24 protein-coding genes are annotated in these 18507 nt (G+C 68.7%); 13 read left to right on the top strand and 11 right to left on the bottom strand.

The window, feature by feature from the left end:
• Positions 1-40 precede the first annotated feature (40 nt).
• The 3 genes from NQK81_RS38995 to NQK81_RS39005 are packed head-to-tail and all read left to right on the top strand — an operon-like array spanning position 41 to position 1440.
• Positions 41-412, top strand: a complete 372-nt coding sequence (locus NQK81_RS38995) for an ArsR/SmtB family transcription factor (protein WP_007030039.1) — start codon at positions 41-43, stop codon at positions 410-412.
• Between the two features lie 19 nt (positions 413-431).
• Positions 432-803 (top strand): DUF6153 family protein, encoded by a 372-nt coding sequence (locus tag NQK81_RS39000; RefSeq protein WP_257485457.1) that lies wholly within the window; start codon positions 432-434, stop codon positions 801-803.
• 49 nt (positions 804-852) lie between these two features.
• Entirely contained in the window at positions 853-1440 is a 588-nt protein-coding gene (locus NQK81_RS39005; protein ID WP_257485458.1) for a DUF305 domain-containing protein, read from the top strand.
• Here the strand turns inward: NQK81_RS39005 and NQK81_RS39010 are convergent.
• Entirely contained in the window at positions 1412-1837 is a 426-nt protein-coding gene (locus tag NQK81_RS39010; protein WP_257485459.1) for a helix-turn-helix domain-containing protein, read from the bottom strand. The two genes, NQK81_RS39005 and NQK81_RS39010, sit on opposite strands and share 29 nt — an antisense overlap.
• 28 nt (positions 1838-1865) lie before the next feature.
• Here NQK81_RS39010 and NQK81_RS39015 point away from each other — a divergent pair, with 28 nt between their 5' ends.
• Positions 1866-2561: a methyltransferase domain-containing protein gene (locus NQK81_RS39015; protein ID WP_257485460.1), complete on the top strand. Its 696-nt coding sequence runs from the start codon at positions 1866-1868 to the stop codon at positions 2559-2561.
• A 355-nt stretch (positions 2562-2916) separates the two neighbouring features.
• Entirely contained in the window at positions 2917-4065 is a 1149-nt protein-coding gene (locus tag NQK81_RS39020; protein ID WP_371878929.1) for an HNH endonuclease signature motif containing protein, read from the top strand.
• Between the two features lie 621 nt (positions 4066-4686).
• On the opposite strand, the gene NQK81_RS39025 is transcribed toward NQK81_RS39020, so the two are convergent.
• From NQK81_RS39025 to NQK81_RS39035, 3 genes are all read right to left on the bottom strand, one after another.
• Positions 4687-5760 carry a SagB/ThcOx family dehydrogenase gene (locus NQK81_RS39025; protein ID WP_257485461.1) on the bottom strand — a complete coding sequence of 358 codons (1074 nt, stop codon included), beginning with the start codon at positions 5758-5760 and terminating at the stop codon, positions 4687-4689.
• A 53-nt stretch (positions 5761-5813) separates the two neighbouring features.
• Positions 5814-5936, bottom strand: a complete 123-nt coding sequence (locus NQK81_RS39030; protein ID WP_257485462.1) for a hypothetical protein — start codon at positions 5934-5936, stop codon at positions 5814-5816.
• Between the two features lie 81 nt (positions 5937-6017).
• On the bottom strand, positions 6018-8924 hold the full coding sequence (locus NQK81_RS39035; protein ID WP_257485463.1) for an AfsR/SARP family transcriptional regulator: 2907 nt from the start codon (positions 8922-8924) through the stop codon (positions 6018-6020).
• 430 nt (positions 8925-9354) lie between these two features.
• On the opposite strand from NQK81_RS39035, the gene NQK81_RS39040 reads away from it, so the two are divergent.
• Positions 9355-9633, top strand: coding sequence for a YggT family protein (locus NQK81_RS39040; RefSeq protein WP_126736729.1), 279 nt, complete (start codon positions 9355-9357; stop codon positions 9631-9633).
• A 56-nt stretch (positions 9634-9689) separates the two neighbouring features.
• Positions 9690-10646 carry a non-homologous end joining protein Ku gene (gene ku, locus NQK81_RS39045; RefSeq protein ID WP_126736728.1) on the top strand — a complete coding sequence of 319 codons (957 nt, stop codon included), beginning with the start codon at positions 9690-9692 and terminating at the stop codon, positions 10644-10646.
• Here ku and NQK81_RS39050 read toward each other — a convergent pair.
• Both NQK81_RS39050 and NQK81_RS39055 read right to left on the bottom strand, forming a co-directional pair.
• Entirely contained in the window at positions 10633-11280 is a 648-nt protein-coding gene (locus NQK81_RS39050; protein ID WP_257485464.1) for a B3/B4 domain-containing protein, read from the bottom strand. The genes ku and NQK81_RS39050 overlap by 14 nt on opposite strands.
• A gap of 11 nt (positions 11281-11291) precedes the next feature.
• Positions 11292-11903 (bottom strand): LysE family translocator, encoded by a 612-nt coding sequence (locus tag NQK81_RS39055; protein WP_192741244.1) that lies wholly within the window; start codon positions 11901-11903, stop codon positions 11292-11294.
• A 138-nt stretch (positions 11904-12041) separates the two neighbouring features.
• On the opposite strand from NQK81_RS39055, the gene NQK81_RS39060 reads away from it, so the two are divergent.
• The 3 genes from NQK81_RS39060 to NQK81_RS39070 all read left to right on the top strand — a co-directional run bounded on the left by NQK81_RS39060 (position 12042) and on the right by NQK81_RS39070 (position 13718).
• Positions 12042-12542, top strand: coding sequence for an ATP-binding protein (locus NQK81_RS39060; RefSeq protein ID WP_257489932.1), 501 nt, complete (start codon positions 12042-12044; stop codon positions 12540-12542).
• Entirely contained in the window at positions 12542-13426 is an 885-nt protein-coding gene (locus NQK81_RS39065) for an alpha/beta fold hydrolase (protein ID WP_257485465.1), read from the top strand. Before NQK81_RS39060 ends, NQK81_RS39065 begins: the two co-directional genes overlap by 1 nt.
• A gap of 85 nt (positions 13427-13511) precedes the next feature.
• Complete coding sequence (locus NQK81_RS39070) at positions 13512-13718, top strand: CsbD family protein (RefSeq protein ID WP_126736724.1); 207 nt, start codon at positions 13512-13514, stop codon at positions 13716-13718.
• Positions 13719-13763: 45 nt separating this feature from the next.
• Here NQK81_RS39070 and NQK81_RS39075 read toward each other — a convergent pair whose 3' ends face one another.
• Complete coding sequence (locus NQK81_RS39075) at positions 13764-14870, bottom strand: cytochrome P450 family protein (protein WP_257485466.1); 1107 nt, start codon at positions 14868-14870, stop codon at positions 13764-13766.
• A gap of 86 nt (positions 14871-14956) precedes the next feature.
• Between NQK81_RS39075 and NQK81_RS39080 the strand changes: the two genes are divergently transcribed.
• The 3 genes from NQK81_RS39080 to NQK81_RS39090 all read left to right on the top strand — a co-directional run bounded on the left by NQK81_RS39080 (position 14957) and on the right by NQK81_RS39090 (position 16823).
• A complete protein-coding gene (locus NQK81_RS39080) occupies positions 14957-15424 on the top strand; it encodes a MarR family winged helix-turn-helix transcriptional regulator (RefSeq protein ID WP_126736722.1) in 468 nt (155 codons plus the stop codon).
• 92 nt (positions 15425-15516) lie between these two features.
• Entirely contained in the window at positions 15517-16113 is a 597-nt protein-coding gene (sigK, locus tag NQK81_RS39085; RefSeq protein WP_126736739.1) for an ECF RNA polymerase sigma factor SigK, read from the top strand.
• A complete protein-coding gene (locus NQK81_RS39090) occupies positions 16110-16823 on the top strand; it encodes an anti-sigma factor (protein ID WP_257485467.1) in 714 nt (237 codons plus the stop codon). The genes sigK and NQK81_RS39090 overlap by 4 nt, the downstream gene beginning before the upstream one ends.
• Before the next feature lie 4 nt (positions 16824-16827).
• Here the strand turns inward: NQK81_RS39090 and NQK81_RS39095 are convergent, their stop codons facing one another.
• The 4 genes from NQK81_RS39095 to NQK81_RS39110 are packed head-to-tail and all read right to left on the bottom strand — an operon-like array spanning position 16828 to position 18480.
• Positions 16828-17394 carry an Asp23/Gls24 family envelope stress response protein gene (locus NQK81_RS39095; RefSeq protein WP_257485468.1) on the bottom strand — a complete coding sequence of 189 codons (567 nt, stop codon included), beginning with the start codon at positions 17392-17394 and terminating at the stop codon, positions 16828-16830.
• On the bottom strand, positions 17391-17918 hold the full coding sequence (locus NQK81_RS39100; protein WP_257485469.1) for a DUF6286 domain-containing protein: 528 nt from the start codon (positions 17916-17918) through the stop codon (positions 17391-17393). The genes NQK81_RS39095 and NQK81_RS39100 overlap by 4 nt, the downstream gene beginning before the upstream one ends.
• Positions 17915-18298: an Asp23/Gls24 family envelope stress response protein gene (locus NQK81_RS39105; RefSeq protein ID WP_257485470.1), complete on the bottom strand. Its 384-nt coding sequence runs from the start codon at positions 18296-18298 to the stop codon at positions 17915-17917. The genes NQK81_RS39100 and NQK81_RS39105 overlap by 4 nt, the downstream gene beginning before the upstream one ends.
• Before the next feature lie 5 nt (positions 18299-18303).
• Complete coding sequence (locus NQK81_RS39110) at positions 18304-18480, bottom strand: hypothetical protein (protein WP_257485471.1); 177 nt, start codon at positions 18478-18480, stop codon at positions 18304-18306.
• Positions 18481-18507: the final 27 nt, after the last annotated feature.

Here is an 18507-nt window from a genome sequence, read left to right on the forward strand (position 1 = left end):
GCAGGTACGCAGGCAGAAGGATAGCGGCTATCCTCCTGGCATGCACGAGTCGGTCCCGGATTTCGAGATGCCCACCGAGGAGCAGGTCCACCTGGCCGCGGAGACGTTCCGGCTGCTCGCGGATCCGACGCGGATCAAGGTCCTCTGGGCGCTGCTCCAAGGTGAGTCTTCGGTCGCCTGTCTCGCGGAACTGGCGGGAGCGGCGCCGACGGCGGTCAGCCAGCATCTCGCGAAACTGCGGCTCGCCGGACTGGTCAAGGGGCGTCGCGAGGGGACGTTCGTCTACTACTCGGCGGCCAACGACCACGTCCGCGGGCTGCTCGCGCAGGCCCTGTTCCACGCCGACCACATCGATCGCGACATCCCGGCACTGCATTCGGCGGGGAAACCCCACCGTCCGGCGGCGCGCTGAATCCGGCTACGGTGGAGCCGTGACCCAGCCCGCGTACCCGGCCGCCCTGCGGTGGCTGTTGTTGTGCGTGGTGGCGCTGGGTCTGGTCGGCATGCACCACGTCGTCGCCGAATCCGGGCACGACGCCGGGCACTCCGCTGTCGCGATGGCTGATCCGTGTTGCGCGGACACGTCTTCGCACGACGGCGTTGGACACAGTGGACTGCACCTGTGCCTCGCGGTGCTCGCCGCGGCCGTGCTCCTGATCGTCTCCTGGCTGCTCGTCCGGAATGGACGGACGGTGACGACCTGGAAATCGCGTCCGCGCGGCGGTTCGGCGTCGGGCCGTGATCCGCCGCGCTGGAGACCGGTGCCCGAAAGATTGTCGCTTCTCTGCGTGTTGCGGGTGTGACAGGCGGGTTCGTCCCGTCCTGACCACAACCGATTTTCGAGGAAGAACCATGACCAGCAGGAAACTGGCCGGGGCCGCGCTCGCCGCCCTGGCCTCCTTCGCCGTGCTCACCGGCTGTGCCAGCTCCGACACCGCCTCCACCGGGCACTCCATGTCCACGGTGAAGGCGCCGGATCCCCAGCGGGCCGGCCACAACCAGGCCGACGTCACGTTCGCGCAAGGGATGATCCCGCACCACGAACAGGCGCTCGCGATGGCGAAACTCGTCGACGGCCGTACTCGTAACGCGAAGATCGTCGACCTCGCCGCGCGGATCCAGAAGGCGCAGGATCCGGAGATCCAGCAGCTGAACGGATTGCTGAAGGGCTGGGGAGTGGCGCCGTCGGGCGAACACTCCGGGCACGGCTCGGCGTCCGGCATGATGACCGACGGCGATCTGGAGAAACTCGGCAAAGCCAAGGACGCCGCGTTCGACAAGCAGTGGCTCGAGATGATGATCGAACATCACGAGGGTGCGCTTTCGATGGCGAAAACCGCCCTGCAGCAGGGCAGCAACGCCGAGGTCAAGGCGCTGGCGCAGAAGGTGATCGACGGTCAGCAGGCCGAGATCACCGAGATGCGCGCACTGCTCGGCTGAGCCGGGACGGTGGCGCGGGCCGAGCTCGCGCCACCGCCTCCCGGAAGTGCGCGCACCGGGTGAAGTCGTCGTGCTCGCACCCGAGCGCGCAGTCGACGATCGTGAGCGACGCCTGCGCGGCCGCGATACGTCGTTCGAGTTCTTCTTTGTGGCGCTTGAGGATCGCTTCGCGCTCGCTGGGCTTGCCGAACATCTCGCGGATTCCGTCGAGGCTCAGGCCCGCCTCCTTCGAACGCAGGATGATCGCGATCCGGTGGAGGTCGTTGTCGTCGTACCGCCTCCGGCCGCCCGACCGGGCCGGCTCGAGGAGGCCGACGGATTCCCAATGGCGCAAGACGTGCGTCGCCAGGCCGAAGCGCTCCGCGACCTCGCCGACGCTCAAGGTGCTTGACTTCATGTCGTCATTAAGTCGGACGATCCCCGGTATGTCCATGTTGCAGCGGCTCGACGCCGCCGATGCCCTGCCGGGAGCCGCCGAACTGCGGGCCCGGACCTACGAACTTCTCCGCCTCGAACCCGGCTCCGCCGTGATCGACGTCGGCTGCGGTGCCGGGCTCGCCGTATCCGAGTTGTCGTCACTGGGTTTCCGCGCCGTCGGTGTCGACCTTGCGGCCGAGATGGTGGACGAGGCCCGGCGGCGTTCGCCCGACCGGGACTTCCTGATCGGGGACGCCTACGCGTTGCCGGTCGAGGGTGGATTCGCGGGCTATCGGGCGGACAAGGTGTTCCATGAACTCGCTGATCCCGAGGCCGCTCTCGCGGAGGCACGGCGGGTTCTGGTCCCTGGTGGACGGATCGTGTTGTCCGGGCCCGACTGGGAGGCGCTGGTGGTCGATTCCGCCTATCCGGCGCTGACCCGGGAAATCGTGCGTGCGCGGGCTTCGGTGATCACCGCTCCGCGGATCGCGCGTGGGTTCCGGCGGTTGCTTGTCGGGAGCGGGTTTCGTGAGGTTTCGGTCGAGGGAGTGGTCGGGTTCCTCGGTGGGGAGGGGTTCCTGCGTGGGCTGGCGGACGTCGCTGTTCGGGTGGGGGCGGTTTCGGCGGCGGAGGGAGAGATCTGGCTGGCGGATCAGGTCGGTGAGGTGGCTGTGCCGCAGTTCTTGGCTTCGGGGGTGGTGTGAGGTGGTCGTTGCCGGGATTTGGCGACTGGTGTCGGGTGGTTGTTGTGCTCTGGCGTGAGGTGGGCTGGGCGTTGCCGGAATTCGGCGACGGGCAAGGGGGTGCTGGAAGCGTTGTGGTACACGGTGGTTTGAAGCTTCCGGTTCTATGGTGGGTGGGTTCGGGCCGTTGCCGGAATTCGACGACAGGGCAACTTGGTGCCGAAACCGTTGTGGTTCAAAGGAAAAGCTCGTGGGTGCGAAAACTGTCGGTGGCCGGTTGTAGCTTCGGTGTGTGGATACACGCAACGCCATTGTGGCGGTACTCAAGGAAATCACGTCGGCTGATGTTTTGAAGGAGGTCAATGGCGCGTTGGATATGTTGGAGGACGGCGATGCTGTTGCTGCTGCGGTTGCTGCGTCGGAGGGGATCGCGCGGTTGGAGGCGGTGCGGTTTCGTGCGTTGGCGCAGCTGAGTCGTCACCGTGACGGCGCTGGCGGTGTGGTGCAGGAGGTCGCGCTGGGGTTGTCTGTTGTGGACGGTCACGCGGCTGGGCTGGTGTCGACGGCGGAGGCGTTGACCACGCGGCTTCCGTGCACGCTGGGGTTGCTGGATCGGGGCAAGGTGGGTGGCTATGGGGCGATGAAGGTCGCCGCCGCCACCGCGTGGCTGTCCGATGACGATGCGCGTGCGGTGGACGCGGTGCTGGAGGATCGGTTGCCGGGGCGGAATTCCGAGCAGGTTCGGAAGGCGGCGAATCATGCGGCGATGATGGCCGACCGCGAGGGCGCGGCCCGGCGTGCGGAGCGGCATCGTGCCGGGCGCCGGTTGTCGATCCGCCACGGCGAGGCTGGGGTGGCGTCGATCGAGGTCGAGGACGGGCCGGTGGAGAAGGTCGCCGCTGCCTACACCCGGATCGATCGTGAAGCCCGCGCTCTCAAGACCAGTGGGGAGACTCGCACTCTGGATCAGCTGCGTGCGGATGTGGCCCTTGATCTGTTGCTGGGTGGGCAGGGTGGGAGTGAACGGTCCGAGGTGTTCCTGTACATGGATTTGAACACCTACCTCGGGCTGAACGATGACCCCGCCGAACTCGCCGGCCACGGCCATATTCCGGCTGCCCTGGCCCGGCACATCGCCACCGGGCCCGATACCGTCCTGCGGCGGATCATCACCGACCCCCTCTCCGTGCAGGTGCTGGATCTGGGTCGTGACCGGTATCGGCCCACCGCGGGGTTGGGGGAGTTCGTGCGGGTGCGGGACCGGGAATGCCGAAGACCCGGCTGCCACCGCGTCGCCCAGGCCTGCGATCTCGACCATGCGGTGCCGTGGCAGCACGGCGGCCACACCAGCCATACCGACCTGATCGACCTGTGCCGACGGGACCACCGGTTGAAAGACGAACCCGGCTGGACCTACCGACTCGACTCCGACGGCACACTCACCATCACCACACCCACCGGACAGAGCTACGACAGCACACCACCACCCCTGCACGAACCTCGTGCCGAGGAACCACCGTTCTGAACCGTCGCCGGAAAACGGCAACGGCGCCCCAGGACTGGGACCATTGCCGAAATTAGGCCACGGAGCCAAGCACGGCGCACCCTGTGATCACCTCTCGCGGCTTGTGGCCGCGCCCGTCGTGCGGCTAGCGTCCGCCGCTTAGCCGCGTGCCCAGACCTGGGGCCATTGCCGAAAGACGGCCACGGGAGTCGATATGTAGTCCACGGCATCTTGTTCGCCGGCCCGGGGATACCGCCACCGCATTGCCCGAAACACGGCGACGGCCAGCGCGCCGACAGGACTCGGTGCGGCCGTGTGGTTTGGGCGCCATCCTTGCGCCGCTAGGTGGAGGAACTGCTGCCTGGCGTAGGCGTTGCCGAAAAATGGCGGGGCGGCGAGCAGGCTCTGAGGTTCACAGCGGCGACAGTGCTCCGGTAAGGCGCCATCTCCGAATGGCGGCCACGGGGTCGATGGCCCCCACCGATCACAGCAACGGCCGAGCGCGTGGACAGGACTCGCAGCGGCTGTCGCGCTGCATGCGGTCCTGGGGTTCATCCGCACTGGGCCGCACCATAGCCGTCCTTCCCGACGGCCAAAGTGCCCCATCGCCGAAATACGGCAAAGCGCTACACCATCAGGCATTCACAAGCGAGTGCCCAGTACCGACATGCCGAGCACCAGCTCGCTGGCCGGATCGCAGCCGAGGAGGTCCTCGACCAGTTCATCGCGAAGCGCCGCGGTGAACGTGACGTTCAGTCCCAGCGCGGTCGCCATCAGGTACACGGTCTGGCTCAGGTGCCCGACGTCCATCAGCAGCACCCGATAGGTGCGGCTCACCGGGTACTTCCATTGGTTCCGTTCGATGACGCTCGTGTAGATCAGCAGCGCGCCGGCGTTCCGGGTCCACTGCTGGTCGCCGGCGAGGGCGGTCAGTTCGTCGTCGTCGAGCTTGGCGTCCAGTGGCGTGAGGCGATGCGAGAAACCGTCGTAGTGGTAGGCGCCCCGATCCAGGCCCTCGACGTTCCTCGCGTAGACGTACACCTCGGTCGGATGCCGGGCTCCGCCCGACGGGCTCGTCTTGAAGACGTTCCCGGTGGCGGGGATGTCGGAATGCGTTTCGGGCCTCGTCGGCCTCGCCACGGTGAGGAGAGTGCTCAAATCACGCAGCCGCAAGGGTTCTTCGCCGAACTCGCGGACACTTCTGCGCTGGTTCAGCGCGTCGCCCAGCGCGATCGCGTTCAAGGGTTCCGGTGACGGTTCGGGCAGCGCTATCGCGTCGTGCTCGCCGGACGGCCTCACCGGAGAAGGCGGAGGACTGGCCTTCGCCTTCTCCAGCAAGGTTTTCGCCGTCATTTCGCTGGTCGTGAACTCGGTCTCCCGCAAGGAACGGGTGCCGAAGTGAAACGCCCGCGCGGACGTTCCCCAAGGGCCCCAATCCCGAAGGATCTCTTCTTCCCGTTGTTGCCGGGAAGAACCTTTGATCACCAGCACGTCGTACCGGATCATCGCCCGCGCGATACGGACGAGTCTTTCCCCGATCTCGGGATTCTCGTCCGCGGTGCGGATCGATTCCGGTTCCCGCCAAGAACTGAACCAGCGCAGGACGCGTTCGGTTCCTTCGGCGAGTTTCAGCTGGCGATGGCCGAGATGGTCGTCCCAGACGACGTCACCATCGGACCAATAAAGCGTTCCGCACGAGGAAACCCTGACCAGCATCGAATGTCTTGTGCCCCAGTCCCCAGTAATACGTTCCGAATACGTCAGGTCATTCAGCGTGGCGAGCGGAAAGGAGGCCCGCCGTGCGGAGGCGGCTCGAACCCGCCCCAAGTGCTCTGCGCCTTGTACTCCGCTTCGAGCTCGTACAAGAACTCGTCGTCATCCTCGTCGTGCATGCCGCCGATCCTCTCCGTGAGTGGTTACTCCGGTCAAGCGAATATACCCACGCCAACAGAGTACCGGAGCAGAATGGACAATTACGCCGAGTAATCGCTCAGGCGCTGTTTGAGTTCGCGAACCTCCGGCGACTCCGAAATGCCGAGATCGCTGTAGAGGCGCAATGCGAACCGGCGATGACGGTCCGCATTCAGTCGCTCACCGAGAATGTCGAACGCGAACGCCATCTCCTTGTGGGCGATGGGCAGCATGCTGCGATTCCCGGTCGATTCGAGCACTTCCACCGCGGTCGTCAACTGACTGACCGCGAGCGCGCCGTCACCGAGTCCGCGCGAATTGATACCGAGGGCGAGAAAGCATTCCGCCTCGAGATCGGGCGATTCGTTCTCCTGTGCCAGCCTCAGCGCCTTGTCGAGTTCCTCGGCGGCTTCGGGATAACGCCTGTTCTCGGTGTGGATCAGCCCGATCCGGTGCCTGGCGCGGGCTTCGATGAGCACGCTGCCATGGGCATGGGCGGTCTCGCGGACCCAGCCGAGGTGTTCGATCGCCTCGTCCGACTCGCCCTTGAGCCAGTGGGTGACCCCCGAGTTGCCCCTGGCCCGGCACTGCATCCGGATGTCGCCGGTGGTCGCTGCCAGCTCGAACACCTCGTTGAACAGCCTGTTCGCTTCGGTGAACTCGTCGAGCCGCCACAGGGTCAGCGCGTACATGTGCAGCGCCTGGTACTCGAGGACCACGTTCCCGGTGACCCGCGCCGCGGACAGGGCGAGGGTCTCCAGCTCCCTGGCCTGCCGGTAGTAGCCGCGGTTGTCGAAGTAGCGCCACACCGCCGAACAGAAGGGCACGAGGTCGGAGTACTGCTGGTGGTTGTTCATCGCGACGGCCACCGGCAGCACGTTCTGCCATTGCGCGTCCATCCAGTGCGCCGCCTGGTCGTAGTCCGCGAAGGACTGTCCGAACTCGCTCTTCGGGACCTCGAGACCACCCGGCTCGTCTTCGGAGTCCGGGTCGATGAACTCCATCGCGGCCGCGACGGTGCTGCGGTAGTAGTCGAACAGCCGCCGCATCATCGCCTCGCGCTGGTGCTCGGGCTCCTCGGCGAGCAGGAGTTCACGACCATAGCTACGGAGCAGGTCGTGCATCTCGTACCGGTCCATCGACGGCTGGCGCAGCAGGTTCACGTCGACGAGGCGTTCGGCGAGACGGCGGGCCTCGCCGAGGCTCACTTCCGCCAGGGCCGCCGTCGAGTGGAGATCGAAAGCGGCGCCGGGGTGATGGCTCAGCCGGCGGAACACCCGGCGCTCGGTCTCGGTCAAGTTCAGATAGGACACCCGGAAGGCGCCCGCCACGTCGCGTTCCCCGGCGGTGAGCTCGCCGAACCGGTTCCGTTCGTCGCGCAGCTGCCTGGCGACGAAGTCGAGCGTCCACGACGCTCGCGCGCGCAGTCTGCTCGCCGTGACGGCCAGTGCGAGCGGGAGATCACCGCACAGGCTCGCGACCTGGTCGGCCGCGTCGGGGGATTCCCTCCTCAACCGCGACGGCCCGACGATCCTGCCGAGCAGATCCACGGCGTCGGCCCGGCTGAACGGTTCCAGCGAGAGGAGCTCGGCGCCGTCGAGGTCCACGAGCCGGGTGCGGCTGGTGATCAGCACGCAGCAACTCGCCGAGCCGGGCAGCAGCGGGTTCACCTGCGCCGCCCCGATGGCGTTGTCCAGCACCAGAAGCACGCGTTTGCCGGCGAGGCAGCTCCGGAAGAGCGCCGCGCGCTGTTCGGTCCCGGAGGGGATGTCCGAACCCTGGATGCCGAGCGACCGCAGGAGCGCTTCGAGCGCGGCTCCCGGGTCGACCGGGTCGCCCGCGGGCGAGAACCCTTCGAGGTTCACGAAGAGCTGCCCGTCGGGGAACAGCGGCGCGAGCCGGTGTGCGGCGTGGACGGCCAGCGCGGTCTTGCCGACCCCGGGCATCCCGTCGATCGCGATCAGCCTCGGCCCCGCCGAGGAGCTCGCCTGGCCGATCTCCAGGACGGTCCGCAGTTCCGCGGCACGGCCGCCGAACGCGGGGAGATCCGCGGGAAGTTGCGCGGGGCGGGGGAACAGCGCCTTCTGCGCGTCCGCGTCCTCGCGCCGTCCGCCGGTGTCCATTCCGGCCCGGAGCCCGCCGACGCCGTAGCGGACGAGGGCGCCGTCCGTCATCAGCTCGGCGTCGGCGCGCAGGATCTGCTGGTGGAGCGCGCTCAGTTCGGCGCTCGGGTCGACGCCGAGCTCCTCGGCGAGCGCGACCCTGGTCCGGTCGAACGTCCGGAGCGCGTCGGCGCCGCGGCCCGCCCGGTAGAGCGCCAGCATGGTGAGGCACTGCAGGGTCTCGCGCGTGGGATGCCAGGCGGCGAGGTCGAAGGCCTCGCGAGCCGCCGCTTCGGTTTCGCCGAGCCGGAGCCTGGCACCGATCAGGAGCTCGCAGGCGGCCAGGCGTTCTTCGTCGAGGCGTCGCGCCGTCTGCTCGATGGCGTCGCCTTCGAGACCGTCGAACGCCGGTCCGCGCCAGAGCGAGAGCGCGTCCGCCAGCTTGGCGGCCGCCTGGGAGATCAGCCCGGCGGACAGGAGCTCGGCGCCCTGGTTGTAGTCCGCTTCGAAGCGGACCGAGTCGAGCGAGGCGCTGCTGACGACGACGCGGTACGCCGATCCGGTGGTGACCACGGCGGACCGGGCCACGCCGAGATCGTGCCGCAGCCGCGCGATCGCGTTGCTGACCTGGCGGACCGCGGTCTTCGGCGGGTTCTCCGGCCACATCGTGCCGATCAGGTACGACACCGGGACCAGCCTGCCCGCGTTGATCAGCAGGGCGGCGAGGAGGCGCTGTTCACGGCGTCCGCCCAAGCGGACGGGGACACCGTCGACCTCGGCTTCGAGCGGGCCGAGAACGGAGAAGCTGAGCTGGGATGGGCCGCCGGTGGGCGATCCCGCCGAATCGGGTAAACGATCAGCGGTCATATGCGACTATGTCGTCCGAGACCGTGAGCGTGCTCACGCACTACCTCCAGTCCGTTCGGCGGCTGACCGGCACCCTAGCCCACCGCTTCGGCCGTCAGCCAGGTCGGCGCGGTGCGCGCCTTACGGCATTCGGCCTAACGGACGGGCACGGGGCTGCCCTGAAACCGGTTCGATTCTACGCCCGGCCACTCCTGAACTGCGCGGATGCCATGCGGTGGAGAGCCGATGTAATTCCGATGCAGGGCCTTGGAAAGCTGAAGGCACAGCTGGCGGGTCGGAGCGACGGGGCAGCGCGCCGAACCGCGGGTAGGGGCTCCGCGGCGGTTGGCCTTCGAACTGGGGGTGGCCAACCGCCCTGGTAGCCCTTTCTTTCGTCACAGGTTGCTCCCAGCAAAGCGCGGCACACTGGACCAAAGAGGAGTGTGCCGCCATGAGTGCTCTAGGTGATCTGCTGGGCTACCTGCTCACCCTGTTCCTGATCGTGCTCATCGTCCGCATGGTGCTGGACTGGGTCGTCAACCTCGCCACCCGTCCGCCCGGCTGGGCCTTCCGGGCCCGCGGGATCGCCCATCGGCTGACCGAGCCCGTGCTGGCGCCGGTCCGCCGCGTCGTGCGCCCGGTTCGGGCAGGCGGGGTCGCGTTCGACCTCGCCTTCACCCTCGTGTTCCTCGGGGTCGTCCTCCTGCAGTCCCTCGCGTTCAGCCTCTGACCAGGTGTGATCCGCCTCGATTCCGGGTACCAGCCCGCTGGAGGAGAGGAGTGCCCATGCGTCCGGTCTGGAGCGGTTCGCTTTCGCTCGGCCTGGTGACGGTGCCGGTCCGGCTCTACAGCGCGGTCGAGGACCATACGGTGCATTTCCGCCAGTTCCAGCGCGGAACCGAGGACCGCATCCGGTACCGGCGGGTGAACGAGCGCACCGGCAAGGAAGTCGACTACGAGGACATCGTCAAGGGTTACGAGCTCGACAACGGCGAGTACGTGGTCGTCGAACCCGAGGAGCTCGACGAGATCGCCCCCGGCCGGTCGAAGTCGCTCGACATCGAGAGCTTCGTCGCGCTGGACGAGATCGACCCGATGTTCTTCGACAAGACGTACTGGCTCGCGCCCGCGAAGGACGAGTTCGAGCGTCCGTACGCGTTGCTGCTCGAGGCGATGGACTCCTCTGGCAAGGCCGGGATCGCCAAGTTCGTCATGCGCGGCCGCGAGTACCTGTCGCTCGTCCGCTCCGGGGACGGCGTGATGGTGCTCAACACCCTGCATTTCGCCGCCGACCTGCGGGATCCCGCCGAGCAGCTGCCGGACCTGCCGGGCAAGGCGAAGGCGCGCGGCAAGGAACTCGACATGGCCGTCAACCTGATCGACGCGATGAGCGACGACTGGCGGCCCGAGGACTACCGCGACACCTACACCGACCGCGTGCGGGAGCTGATCAAGGCCAAGAAGAAGGGCGACACCATCACGCCCGCGACCGAACCCGGTGAGCCGACGAAGGTGGTCGACCTGTTCGAGGCGCTTTCGAAGAGCGTGGAGAGCGGGAAGGCCAAGAAGAAGTCGGGCGCGAAGAAGCCGGCCGCGAAGAAGACCGCGGCGAAGAAGGCTGCTGCGAAAGACCTGTCCTCGCTGTCGAAGGCGGATCTGGACAAGCTGGCGCGGGAGCGGAACATCAAGGGGCGGTCGAAGATGACCCGCGCCGGCCTGGAGAAGGCGCTCAAGGCGTCGTGACGACACCCGCCGTCGCCAGTTCGCCCGCGATGGCCTCGATCAGCAGCCGGACGTCCTCGGCCGCTGTCGCGTGCAGCCCTTCGGAAACGATCAGCACGTCGGACGTCGTGGCCGAGACCGCGGAGTGCCCGCTCTGCCGGTTCGTCCACCGGCGCGCGTGGGCTTGACCGTCCTCGTCGGCGAAGATCACCTCGCCGGGGTTCGGGTGTTCGACGGTGCCGGCGAAGGTCACGTACTTCTCGTCGCCCCGCGCGTGGCGGACCTCCAGCGAGCCGCTGATCTTCGCGACGTCGAGCACCGCGACCGGGATGGCGTAGGCGACCGAGACCGCGTTGCAGAGGTCGATCACCGGATGGATCCGGGGGAGCGTGCCTTCTTTCCGCAGCCTGCGCAGCAGTGACTCCGACGCGCAGCGGTACTGCGTCGGCTTCAGGCCCATCTTCGCGAACGCCCGCCGCCAGGCCTGGATCTCGGGGAATTCCGACTCGGGCCCGTCCGCGAGCCGCCGCGTCGCCCGCGCGAGGAACCTCTCGACGTCGACCGGCATTTCCGTGGTGATGCCGGTGGCCTGCAGCGTGCCGACGGCGAGGCCGGGGTGAGCGGCGCGGATTTCCGGGTGGTGCTGGAGTTTCATGCCGAACCTGTCTACTGGGTGGTGAACGCGAGTTTGACGCCGAGCGCGGCGAAGGAACCGGCGAAGACCCGCCGGAGCCAGGAGAGCACGCGCGGCCGGGAAAGGACGTGGTGCCGCACGCCGGCGGCGAGGACGCCGTACACGCTGAACACCACGAAGGTAGCCAGCATGAACACCCCGCTCAGCAGCAGCATCCGGGGAATCGAACCGGGCTCGCCCGCCGGGACGAACTGCGGGAGGAACGCGAAGAAGAACAGTGTCAGCTTCGGGTTCAGCACGTTGATCAGCACGCCGGAGGTGATCGTCCGCAGGGTCGACGCGGGTTCGGGATCACCGTCCACGACGATCGCTTCGCGGTCCTTCAACGTCGCCCACGCCATGTAGAGCAGGTAAGCGACGCCCAGGTACTTGATGATCTCGAACGCCACGGCGCTCGCGTGCAGCAGCGCCGCGAGGCCGGTGATCGCGGCGATCATGTGCGGGATGATCCCGAGGGTGCACGCCAGCGCGGCGATGACGCTCGCGCGTCTGCCCCTGGCCAGCCCGGCGGAAAGGGTGTAGACCACGCCGGTGCCGGGCGTGGCGACCACGACCAGCGTGGTGATCAGGAAGGCGATACTCACGAGATCACTGTGCGCGCGTTTTGGTCCGACGGACAGAGCCAAAGCCGGTGGACTTCACAGGACCAAAGCCCGGCGTGAGGGGTTCACCGGATGGAGTGGCATGATGCACGCTCGCACGTCGACGAGGAAGGCCTTGGTTTGAGCGCGCGCACTTCCCAGGTGGACGACCTCCGGCTGGTGGCACAACCGAATGCCGTGTTGTGTTCCGAGCTCTTCGTCCGTCTCATCTTGTCGGATTGGTCCTTGCGGCCGTTGCTCGATCAGGCGAAGACCGCCGCCGCCAGATTGGTGGGCACGCTGGTCGACGCGGCCGATCCGAAGGAGCCGCCGTTCCTGACGCTGAGACTGCGCCTGCGGTCGGACGTGCTGGTCATCGAGGTCGACCACGAGCTGGACGGGCTCCCCGTGCCGACGCCCGCGCCGGGTGAGCGGACCGGGGTGGCGCCGAGCGAGACCCGCGGCGTGACCTTCTGGTGCGAGCTGCCGCTGCCCGGTGGCCTGTCGGCCGGACAGGTCCGGTTGCCGAGGCGGGGCGACCGTCGCACCCTGGTGGACGAACCCGTCTCCGGCGAGCCCGTCGGCGCCGATCCCGAAGTCCTGGAACGGCTTTTGACCCGGTTGAGCGGCTGGTCCGGCTGATGGCCACGAAGCGCGTCACCACACCGGTCCTGGAGATCGAGTACGAGCACTTCGGTGAAGCGGGCGGGCCGCCCGTGGTCCTGCTGCACGGCTTTCCGTACGACGTGCGGGCCTACGACGAGGTCGCCACGCTCCTCGCGGCGGACGGAGCCTCGGTGTACGTCCCGTATCTCCGCGGGTTCGGCGGGACGCGTTTCCTCGACAAGGCGACCCCGCGCTCCGGACAGCAGGCCGCCCTCGCCCAGGACCTGCTCGATTTTCTGGACGCGCTGGGGCTGGAGAAGCCCGTCGTCGGGGGATACGACTGGGGTGGCCGCGCGGCGTGCATCGCGGCGGCGCTCCGGCCCGAGCGCGTGCGCGGGCTGGTCTCGGTGGACGGCTACAACGTCCAGAATCTCGCCTACGCGGGCGAACCCGCGCCGCCGGAGTGGGAACGCACGTACTGGTACCAGTTCTACTTCCATTCCGAGCGGGGCCGTCGCGGGCTGGCGGAGAACCGCGACGAGCTGTGCGCCTTGTTGTGGCGCACCTGGTCGCCGACCTGGACCGGCGCCGCCGAGGCGTTCCCGGCCAGCGCCCCCAGCCTCCACAACCCGGACTTCGTCGACGTCGTCATCCACTCGTACCGGCACCGCTTCGGGCTGGTGGAAGGCGATCCGCGGTACCAGGCGCTCGAAGACCTGATCGCGGAGGAGCCGGCCATCACGGTGCCGACGGTGGTGCTGGAAAGCGGGGACGACGGCATCGGCGGCCCGAGCGCCGAGGGCGACCGCGAGTACTTCACCGGGCCGTACGAGCATCGGGCCCTGCCGGGGGTGGGGCACAACGTCCCGCAGGAAGCCCCTGAAGCGTTCGCGGCCGCCGTGGCGTCGCTGCTCGGGTGAGGCCCATCACCCGTCCGTGCGCGTGACGAATCGCGATCTTCGTTTGTCCTTCGAGGGTAAGGCGTTCGATCCTGAGGAGGACACGATGTCGTTGGGTGACAAGATCAGCAACAAGGCCGAGGAGTTCGGCGGCAAGGCCAAGGAGGCCGCCGGCGACGCCACCGGCAACGAGGAACTGCGCGCGGAAGGTCAGGCGGACCAGGCGAAGGCCGGTCTCAAGGGCGCGGTCGAAAACGTCAAGGACGCCGTCGGCGACGTGGCGGACAAGGTCCGCGACACCTTCAAGAAGTAGCGTCTCCGGGCCGGGGCAGCGGATTTCCGCGCCCCGGCCCGTTTTTCAGTCGCGCAGGACCACCGGCAGGCTCGTGAGCCGCGTCCCCTGGATGCCGCCGAGGAACGTCTGCCGGAGTTCGCCGTAGGGCAGGGCCAGCCGGGCTTCGGGGAAGTCCGTGCGCAGAACCGTCGCCACCGCCCGCAGTTCGAGCTGCGCGAGCTGGGCGCCGACGCAGAAATGCGGGCCCGCGCCGAAGGTCAGGTCCGGGCCCGGTTTCCTGGCCGGGTCGGTGTTGATGCCCTGGATGTCGACGAGCACCGGGGCCCTGGCGGGGAGCCGGATCCCGGCCAGGTCGAGTTCCGCGGTGGTGAACCGCCAGAGCGTGAACGGCGCGGGCGGATGTTCCCGGAGCGTTTCGCGGACGAGATCGTTCACGGAGGCGTCGTCCCCGTTCAGGAGCCGCGAGATCAGGAACCCGATCGAGGCGTCGGTGGTCAGCTGTCCGGCGAAGATCAACGCGAACAGGTGATACCTCAGGTCCTTTTCGGACGTCTCGGGCGGGAGGTTGTCGCGGAGTTCCGTCGCGAGCCCCGTCCGGTTCGGTGTCAGTCCGGCGGCGGCGAGATCCGCGATCGCGGCGATGGCCTTGCCCTGTGCGCCCGGTTCGGGGTCGGACATGCGCCGGCAGGCGTCGACCGCGGCGTCGAGCAGGTGCAGCGGGATGCCGAGCAGATCGAGCAGGACGGTCAGCGGGAAACGGGTGGAGAACCCGTCCATGAGGTCGACCGTGCCGTCGCCGAGATCGGCCAGCAGTGTTCGCGCGATCCGGTGAATCCGATCGGATTGCGCCTGGATCCGTTTGGCGCTCAGCAAAGGAGCGTGCGCTCGCCGCAAGAGCGCGTGGCCGGGGCCGTCCAACGTGGTGAGGGACGGCTGTTCGGCGGCGGTTTGTTCGAACCTGGTCCAGCCCTCAGGGGCGAGCGCGGGATCCTTGGCGAAACGCGGGTCCGCCAGGACCTCGCGGGCCAGCTTTTCCTCGGTCACTATCCACGCGCTCCCGCTTTCGGGGGCGGCCACTTCGACGAGGGGGCCGGCGGCCCGCAGCGCGGGGCGGACGGGGTCGGGTTCGGTGATGCCGCGGGTCGTCGCGGCGAACGGATCGGGGAGCACCAGAACTCCTTCATGAGAAAGTTGCTTCATCATGAAGGTATATTTGCGGCCGGTAGGTTGTCAAAGCACGGATCCGAGGAGGGGTGATGGCGGACGATGTCGCGGCGCGGAGCGCGTCGCTGCTGGACGGCCTCCGGAGTTTCGGGGCGAACTACACCGAGTTCACCCGGCGGTTCGCGGACTGGCTCGGCCTGCACGCCACCGACGCCGCCGCGCTGGTGGAGATCCTCTACGCCGAAGACACCGGCTCGCCGCTGTCCCCGGCCCGGCTCGGCGAACGCATCGCGCTGACCTCCGGCGCGACCACGAATCTGCTGAACCGGCTGGAAAACCTCGGCTACGTGGTGCGGACCAGGGAGAACGCCGACCGGCGGCGGGTGACCCTGCGCAGCGGCCCGGACATCCAGGGGCCGGCGCGCGAGTTCTTCGGCCCGTTCAGCGCCGGGCTCGCGGCGCTGGTGGCGGAGTACCCGGCGGAGGAGATCGAACGGTTCGAGGCCTTCCTGCGGCATCTGAAGTCCACAATGGACAGCGTGCTCGAAGAACAGGGGTGACCCGGACCAGTCCGATCCGCCCTCGGCACCGAATCCCTCCCGGACGTCACGGCACCGCGTAGCCGGGCGTCGGGTGAGGTGGAGGCGGCTTGATGGTCGAGGGTGTGCGGACGAGTCCGCGCGGAAACGGCGGCTCCGGAGCGGAGCCGGCCGAGACGAGTTTGCTGCAACGGGTCGCGGCGGGTGACGAACAGGCGTTCGCCGACCTGTACGACGTCGTGGCGGGACCGGTGTGGGGAGTGGTGAACAGGGTCGTCCGCAACGGCACGTTCGCCGAGGAGGTCACCCAGGAGGTCCTGGTGGAGGTGTGGCGGACGGCGGCCCGGTTCAAACCGGGCAAGGGGAGCACGCTTTCCTGGGTGCTGACCATCGCGCACCGGCGGGCCGTCGACCGGGTGCGTTCGCATCAGGCCGCGCTCGACCGCGACGATCGCGCGGGAAGACTCGACTTCCGCCGGCCGTTCGACGAGGTCGCCGAGTCGACGATCAGCAACCTGGAGCAGCAGCGGGTGCGCCAGTGCCTGTCGGCGCTGACCGACCTGCAACGGGAATCGGTCGTGCTGGCCTATTACAACGGCTACACGTACCCGGAAGTCGCGGAAGTGCTCAAAACCGCGCCCGGCACGGTGAAGACCCGCATCCGCGACGGCCTGATCCGGTTGCGTGACTGCTTGGGGGTCGGGCAATGACGGCGGAATTGCACACATTGACCGGGGCTTACGCCGTGGACGCCGTCCCGGAGGAGGAGGCCGCGGCCTTCGAACGGCACTTGCGGGGCTGCCCCGCGTGCCGTCAGGAGGTCCGGGAACTCCGGGAGGCCGCCGCGCGTCTTGGCTCGGCGCTCGCCACCCCGCCACCGCCGAGGCTGCGGGAAGCGACGCTCGCGGAGGTCGCCCGCACCCGTCAGTGGCCTCCGCTGGTCGCTGTCGCGCGTCAGGGCGGGCCGGTGAAGACGCGGATCGCCCTATGGGGTGCCGCGGCGGCGGCCGTCGGAGCGCTGGTGTTCAGCCTGGTCACCACGACCACCGATCCGGGGGCGGACCCCGCCCAGCAGCAGCTGGCCTCGGTCAACGCCGTGCTCACCGCGCCCGACGCGTCGACGGTCAAGGGCGGCGAACGAGGGGCCACCACGGTCGTGACCTCGCGGAGCAAGGGCAAGGTCGTCGTACTGGCGGGTGATCTCCCGCCGTTGGCGCCCGGCAAGGCGTATCAGGTCTGGCTCATCGGGGCGAGTGGCGTGCATTCGGCCGGGCTGCTGGAGCCGGACGGTCCACAGCGGACCCGGCCGGTCCTGGTGGACCTGCCGGGCGCGATCGACCGGGTCGGCATCACCGCGGAACCGGCCGGTGGCTCGCCTGCCCCGACCGTTCCGGCGGTGGTCATGGTGGACCTGGTCTAGCGGGTCACTGGATGCGGGATCCGGTCTTCGCGGAGAAGCGGAACTCGATGGTCATCGGAAGCTCGGCGAGATCCAGCGCCTGGCGCAGCCGCGGCAGGCCCTCGTCGGCGATCCGCTCGCGGATGGCGGCCAGATCGCCGTCCTGCTCGGCGCTGAGCACCACGGCCAGCACCGGCGCGTCCTGCGTTCCGCCGAGCGTGGCGTGCGCGGCGTGGACACCGGGATAGGTCGCGACCTCCGCGGTGAACGGTTCCACCGCGGCGCTCGCGGCCAGGGAGGTCTCACCGGTCTCCTGGTCGAACCGCCAGGTGTGGGACTTCGGTTTGCGGACGGGCTGCGCGATCAGCCAGCGCAGCGCCAGCAGCCCGACGACCACCGCGGCCCCGGCGACGGCGTACCAGACCCATCCGGGCGGCATGGCGGTGCCGGGGACGAGCGTGGCACCGGGATCGAGCAGCGGGATCCGGCCGAAATGGGTGCCGACGGCGAACCCGCCGACGGCGAGCAGCACGATCCCGGTGAGCACCAGCAGTGTGCGGTTCAGCCGGGCGGGACGGTTGAGGTCGGTCATGACGCGCTCCTGGTGGCCTTGACGCGGACCCGCACGGCCGGGACGGTGGCGGGGCCGATCTGGGAGAGGCGGTGCTCGATGGCCGCGCGGACGGCGTCGGCGAGCCCCGCGGTGTTCGTCCGCCCGGTGGTGACCACCGAGACGATCTTGCTCCGCTTGACCTTCAGTTTCGCCGCCGAGACACCATCCACAGTGGACGCCGCGGTGCGCAGCGTCGACCGGTAGCTGCGCCGGGAGGCGCCGGAGTCCGTGCCGCCGCCGAGCGGCAGCACGGTGGGCCGCCCGGGGACGATCGCGGCCACGAGGAGCAGCAGGCCGAGCAGCGCGACCACGCCGCCGGCGATCGCCGGAAGCGGATCACTCCACCGGGTGCCGTGCAGGGCGGAGGCGACGGTGTCGTAGCGGATCCACGGTTTCTCGCCGATGATCGTCTGGACCGCGACGGTGGCGGCCAGCGCGCATCCGGCGAGCACCACGATGCCGACCAGCACGGCCGGGACGGTGCGGCGGGGGCGCCGTTTCATCGGACCCTCCTCGTTTCGGTCTCCGTGGAATGCAGGGCCGTGACGGTGATGTCGACCCGCGTGACGGCAAGGCCCGACAGTTCGCCCACGCGGCGGATCAGGTGCTCTCGCGCCCTTTCGGCGGTGGCACGCACGGAAAGCGGGTACTTCACCGAGAGCCGGACGTCCAAAGTGGCCGTCGAGCCGGTGACGTGCGCGCTCACCTTGGCGCCCTGGTCGAGATCTTCACCGCCGACCGCGATCCCGAGCACCCGGGAGGCCGCGCCGCCGACGCCGTCGATTTCGGTGATCGCCTGTGCGGCGATCCGCTCGACGGCGCCGTCGGCGACGGTCAGGGCGCCGCGCCCGTCCGTTCCGGGCGCGGCGGTCATGGTCGTCATGGCGATCAGCCCCTGTCGCGGCCCGACAGGGCCGAAAGGTCGAGCTTGCCGTCGAGAAACCGGCCGACCAGCAGGCCGAGGACGGCGAGCACGAGCACGACGAGGAAGGCGCCGAAGCCGCCGAACGCGCCGGCCACGCCGAGCGCGAGACCGGTCAACAGGCCGAGATGGGTGGCGTTCATGAACGTTCTCCTTGTGGTCGGGCGCGA

Source organism: Amycolatopsis roodepoortensis, assembly GCF_024628825.1.
Taxonomy (GTDB): Bacteria; Actinomycetota; Actinomycetes; order Mycobacteriales; family Pseudonocardiaceae; genus Amycolatopsis; species Amycolatopsis roodepoortensis.

Excerpts from the sequence above, each read along its gene's own strand:
- NQK81_RS38995 (WP_007030039.1), top strand. The coding sequence starts at position 41 with ATGCACGAGTCGGTCCCGGATTTCGAGATGCCCACCGAGGAGCAGGTC.
- NQK81_RS39030 (WP_257485462.1), bottom strand. The coding sequence starts at position 5,936 with ATGCACGACGAGGATGACGACGAGTTCTTGTACGAGCTCGAAGCGGAG.
- NQK81_RS39025 (WP_257485461.1), bottom strand. The coding sequence starts at position 5,760 with ATGCTGGTCAGGGTTTCCTCGTGCGGAACGCTTTATTGGTCCGATGGT.
- NQK81_RS39040 (WP_126736729.1), top strand. The coding sequence starts at position 9,355 with ATGAGTGCTCTAGGTGATCTGCTGGGCTACCTGCTCACCCTGTTCCTG.
- NQK81_RS39110 (WP_257485471.1), bottom strand. The coding sequence starts at position 18,480 with ATGAACGCCACCCATCTCGGCCTGTTGACCGGTCTCGCGCTCGGCGTG.
- NQK81_RS39090 (WP_257485467.1), top strand. The coding sequence starts at position 16,110 with ATGACGGCGGAATTGCACACATTGACCGGGGCTTACGCCGTGGACGCC.
- NQK81_RS39095 (WP_257485468.1), bottom strand. The coding sequence starts at position 17,394 with ATGACCGACCTCAACCGTCCCGCCCGGCTGAACCGCACACTGCTGGTG.
- NQK81_RS39015 (WP_257485460.1), top strand. The coding sequence starts at position 1,866 with ATGTCCATGTTGCAGCGGCTCGACGCCGCCGATGCCCTGCCGGGAGCC.
- sigK (WP_126736739.1), top strand. The coding sequence starts at position 15,517 with ATGGTCGAGGGTGTGCGGACGAGTCCGCGCGGAAACGGCGGCTCCGGA.
- ku (WP_126736728.1), top strand. The coding sequence starts at position 9,690 with ATGCGTCCGGTCTGGAGCGGTTCGCTTTCGCTCGGCCTGGTGACGGTG.
- NQK81_RS39010 (WP_257485459.1), bottom strand. The coding sequence starts at position 1,837 with ATGAAGTCAAGCACCTTGAGCGTCGGCGAGGTCGCGGAGCGCTTCGGC.
- NQK81_RS39035 (WP_257485463.1), bottom strand. The coding sequence starts at position 8,924 with ATGACCGCTGATCGTTTACCCGATTCGGCGGGATCGCCCACCGGCGGC.
- NQK81_RS39100 (WP_257485469.1), bottom strand. The coding sequence starts at position 17,918 with ATGAAACGGCGCCCCCGCCGCACCGTCCCGGCCGTGCTGGTCGGCATC.
- NQK81_RS39080 (WP_126736722.1), top strand. The coding sequence starts at position 14,957 with ATGGCGGACGATGTCGCGGCGCGGAGCGCGTCGCTGCTGGACGGCCTC.
- NQK81_RS39005 (WP_257485458.1), top strand. The coding sequence starts at position 853 with ATGACCAGCAGGAAACTGGCCGGGGCCGCGCTCGCCGCCCTGGCCTCC.
- NQK81_RS39050 (WP_257485464.1), bottom strand. The coding sequence starts at position 11,280 with ATGAAACTCCAGCACCACCCGGAAATCCGCGCCGCTCACCCCGGCCTC.
- NQK81_RS39105 (WP_257485470.1), bottom strand. The coding sequence starts at position 18,298 with ATGACGACCATGACCGCCGCGCCCGGAACGGACGGGCGCGGCGCCCTG.
- NQK81_RS39065 (WP_257485465.1), top strand. The coding sequence starts at position 12,542 with ATGGCCACGAAGCGCGTCACCACACCGGTCCTGGAGATCGAGTACGAG.
- NQK81_RS39020 (WP_371878929.1), top strand. The coding sequence starts at position 2,917 with ATGTTGGAGGACGGCGATGCTGTTGCTGCTGCGGTTGCTGCGTCGGAG.
- NQK81_RS39070 (WP_126736724.1), top strand. The coding sequence starts at position 13,512 with ATGTCGTTGGGTGACAAGATCAGCAACAAGGCCGAGGAGTTCGGCGGC.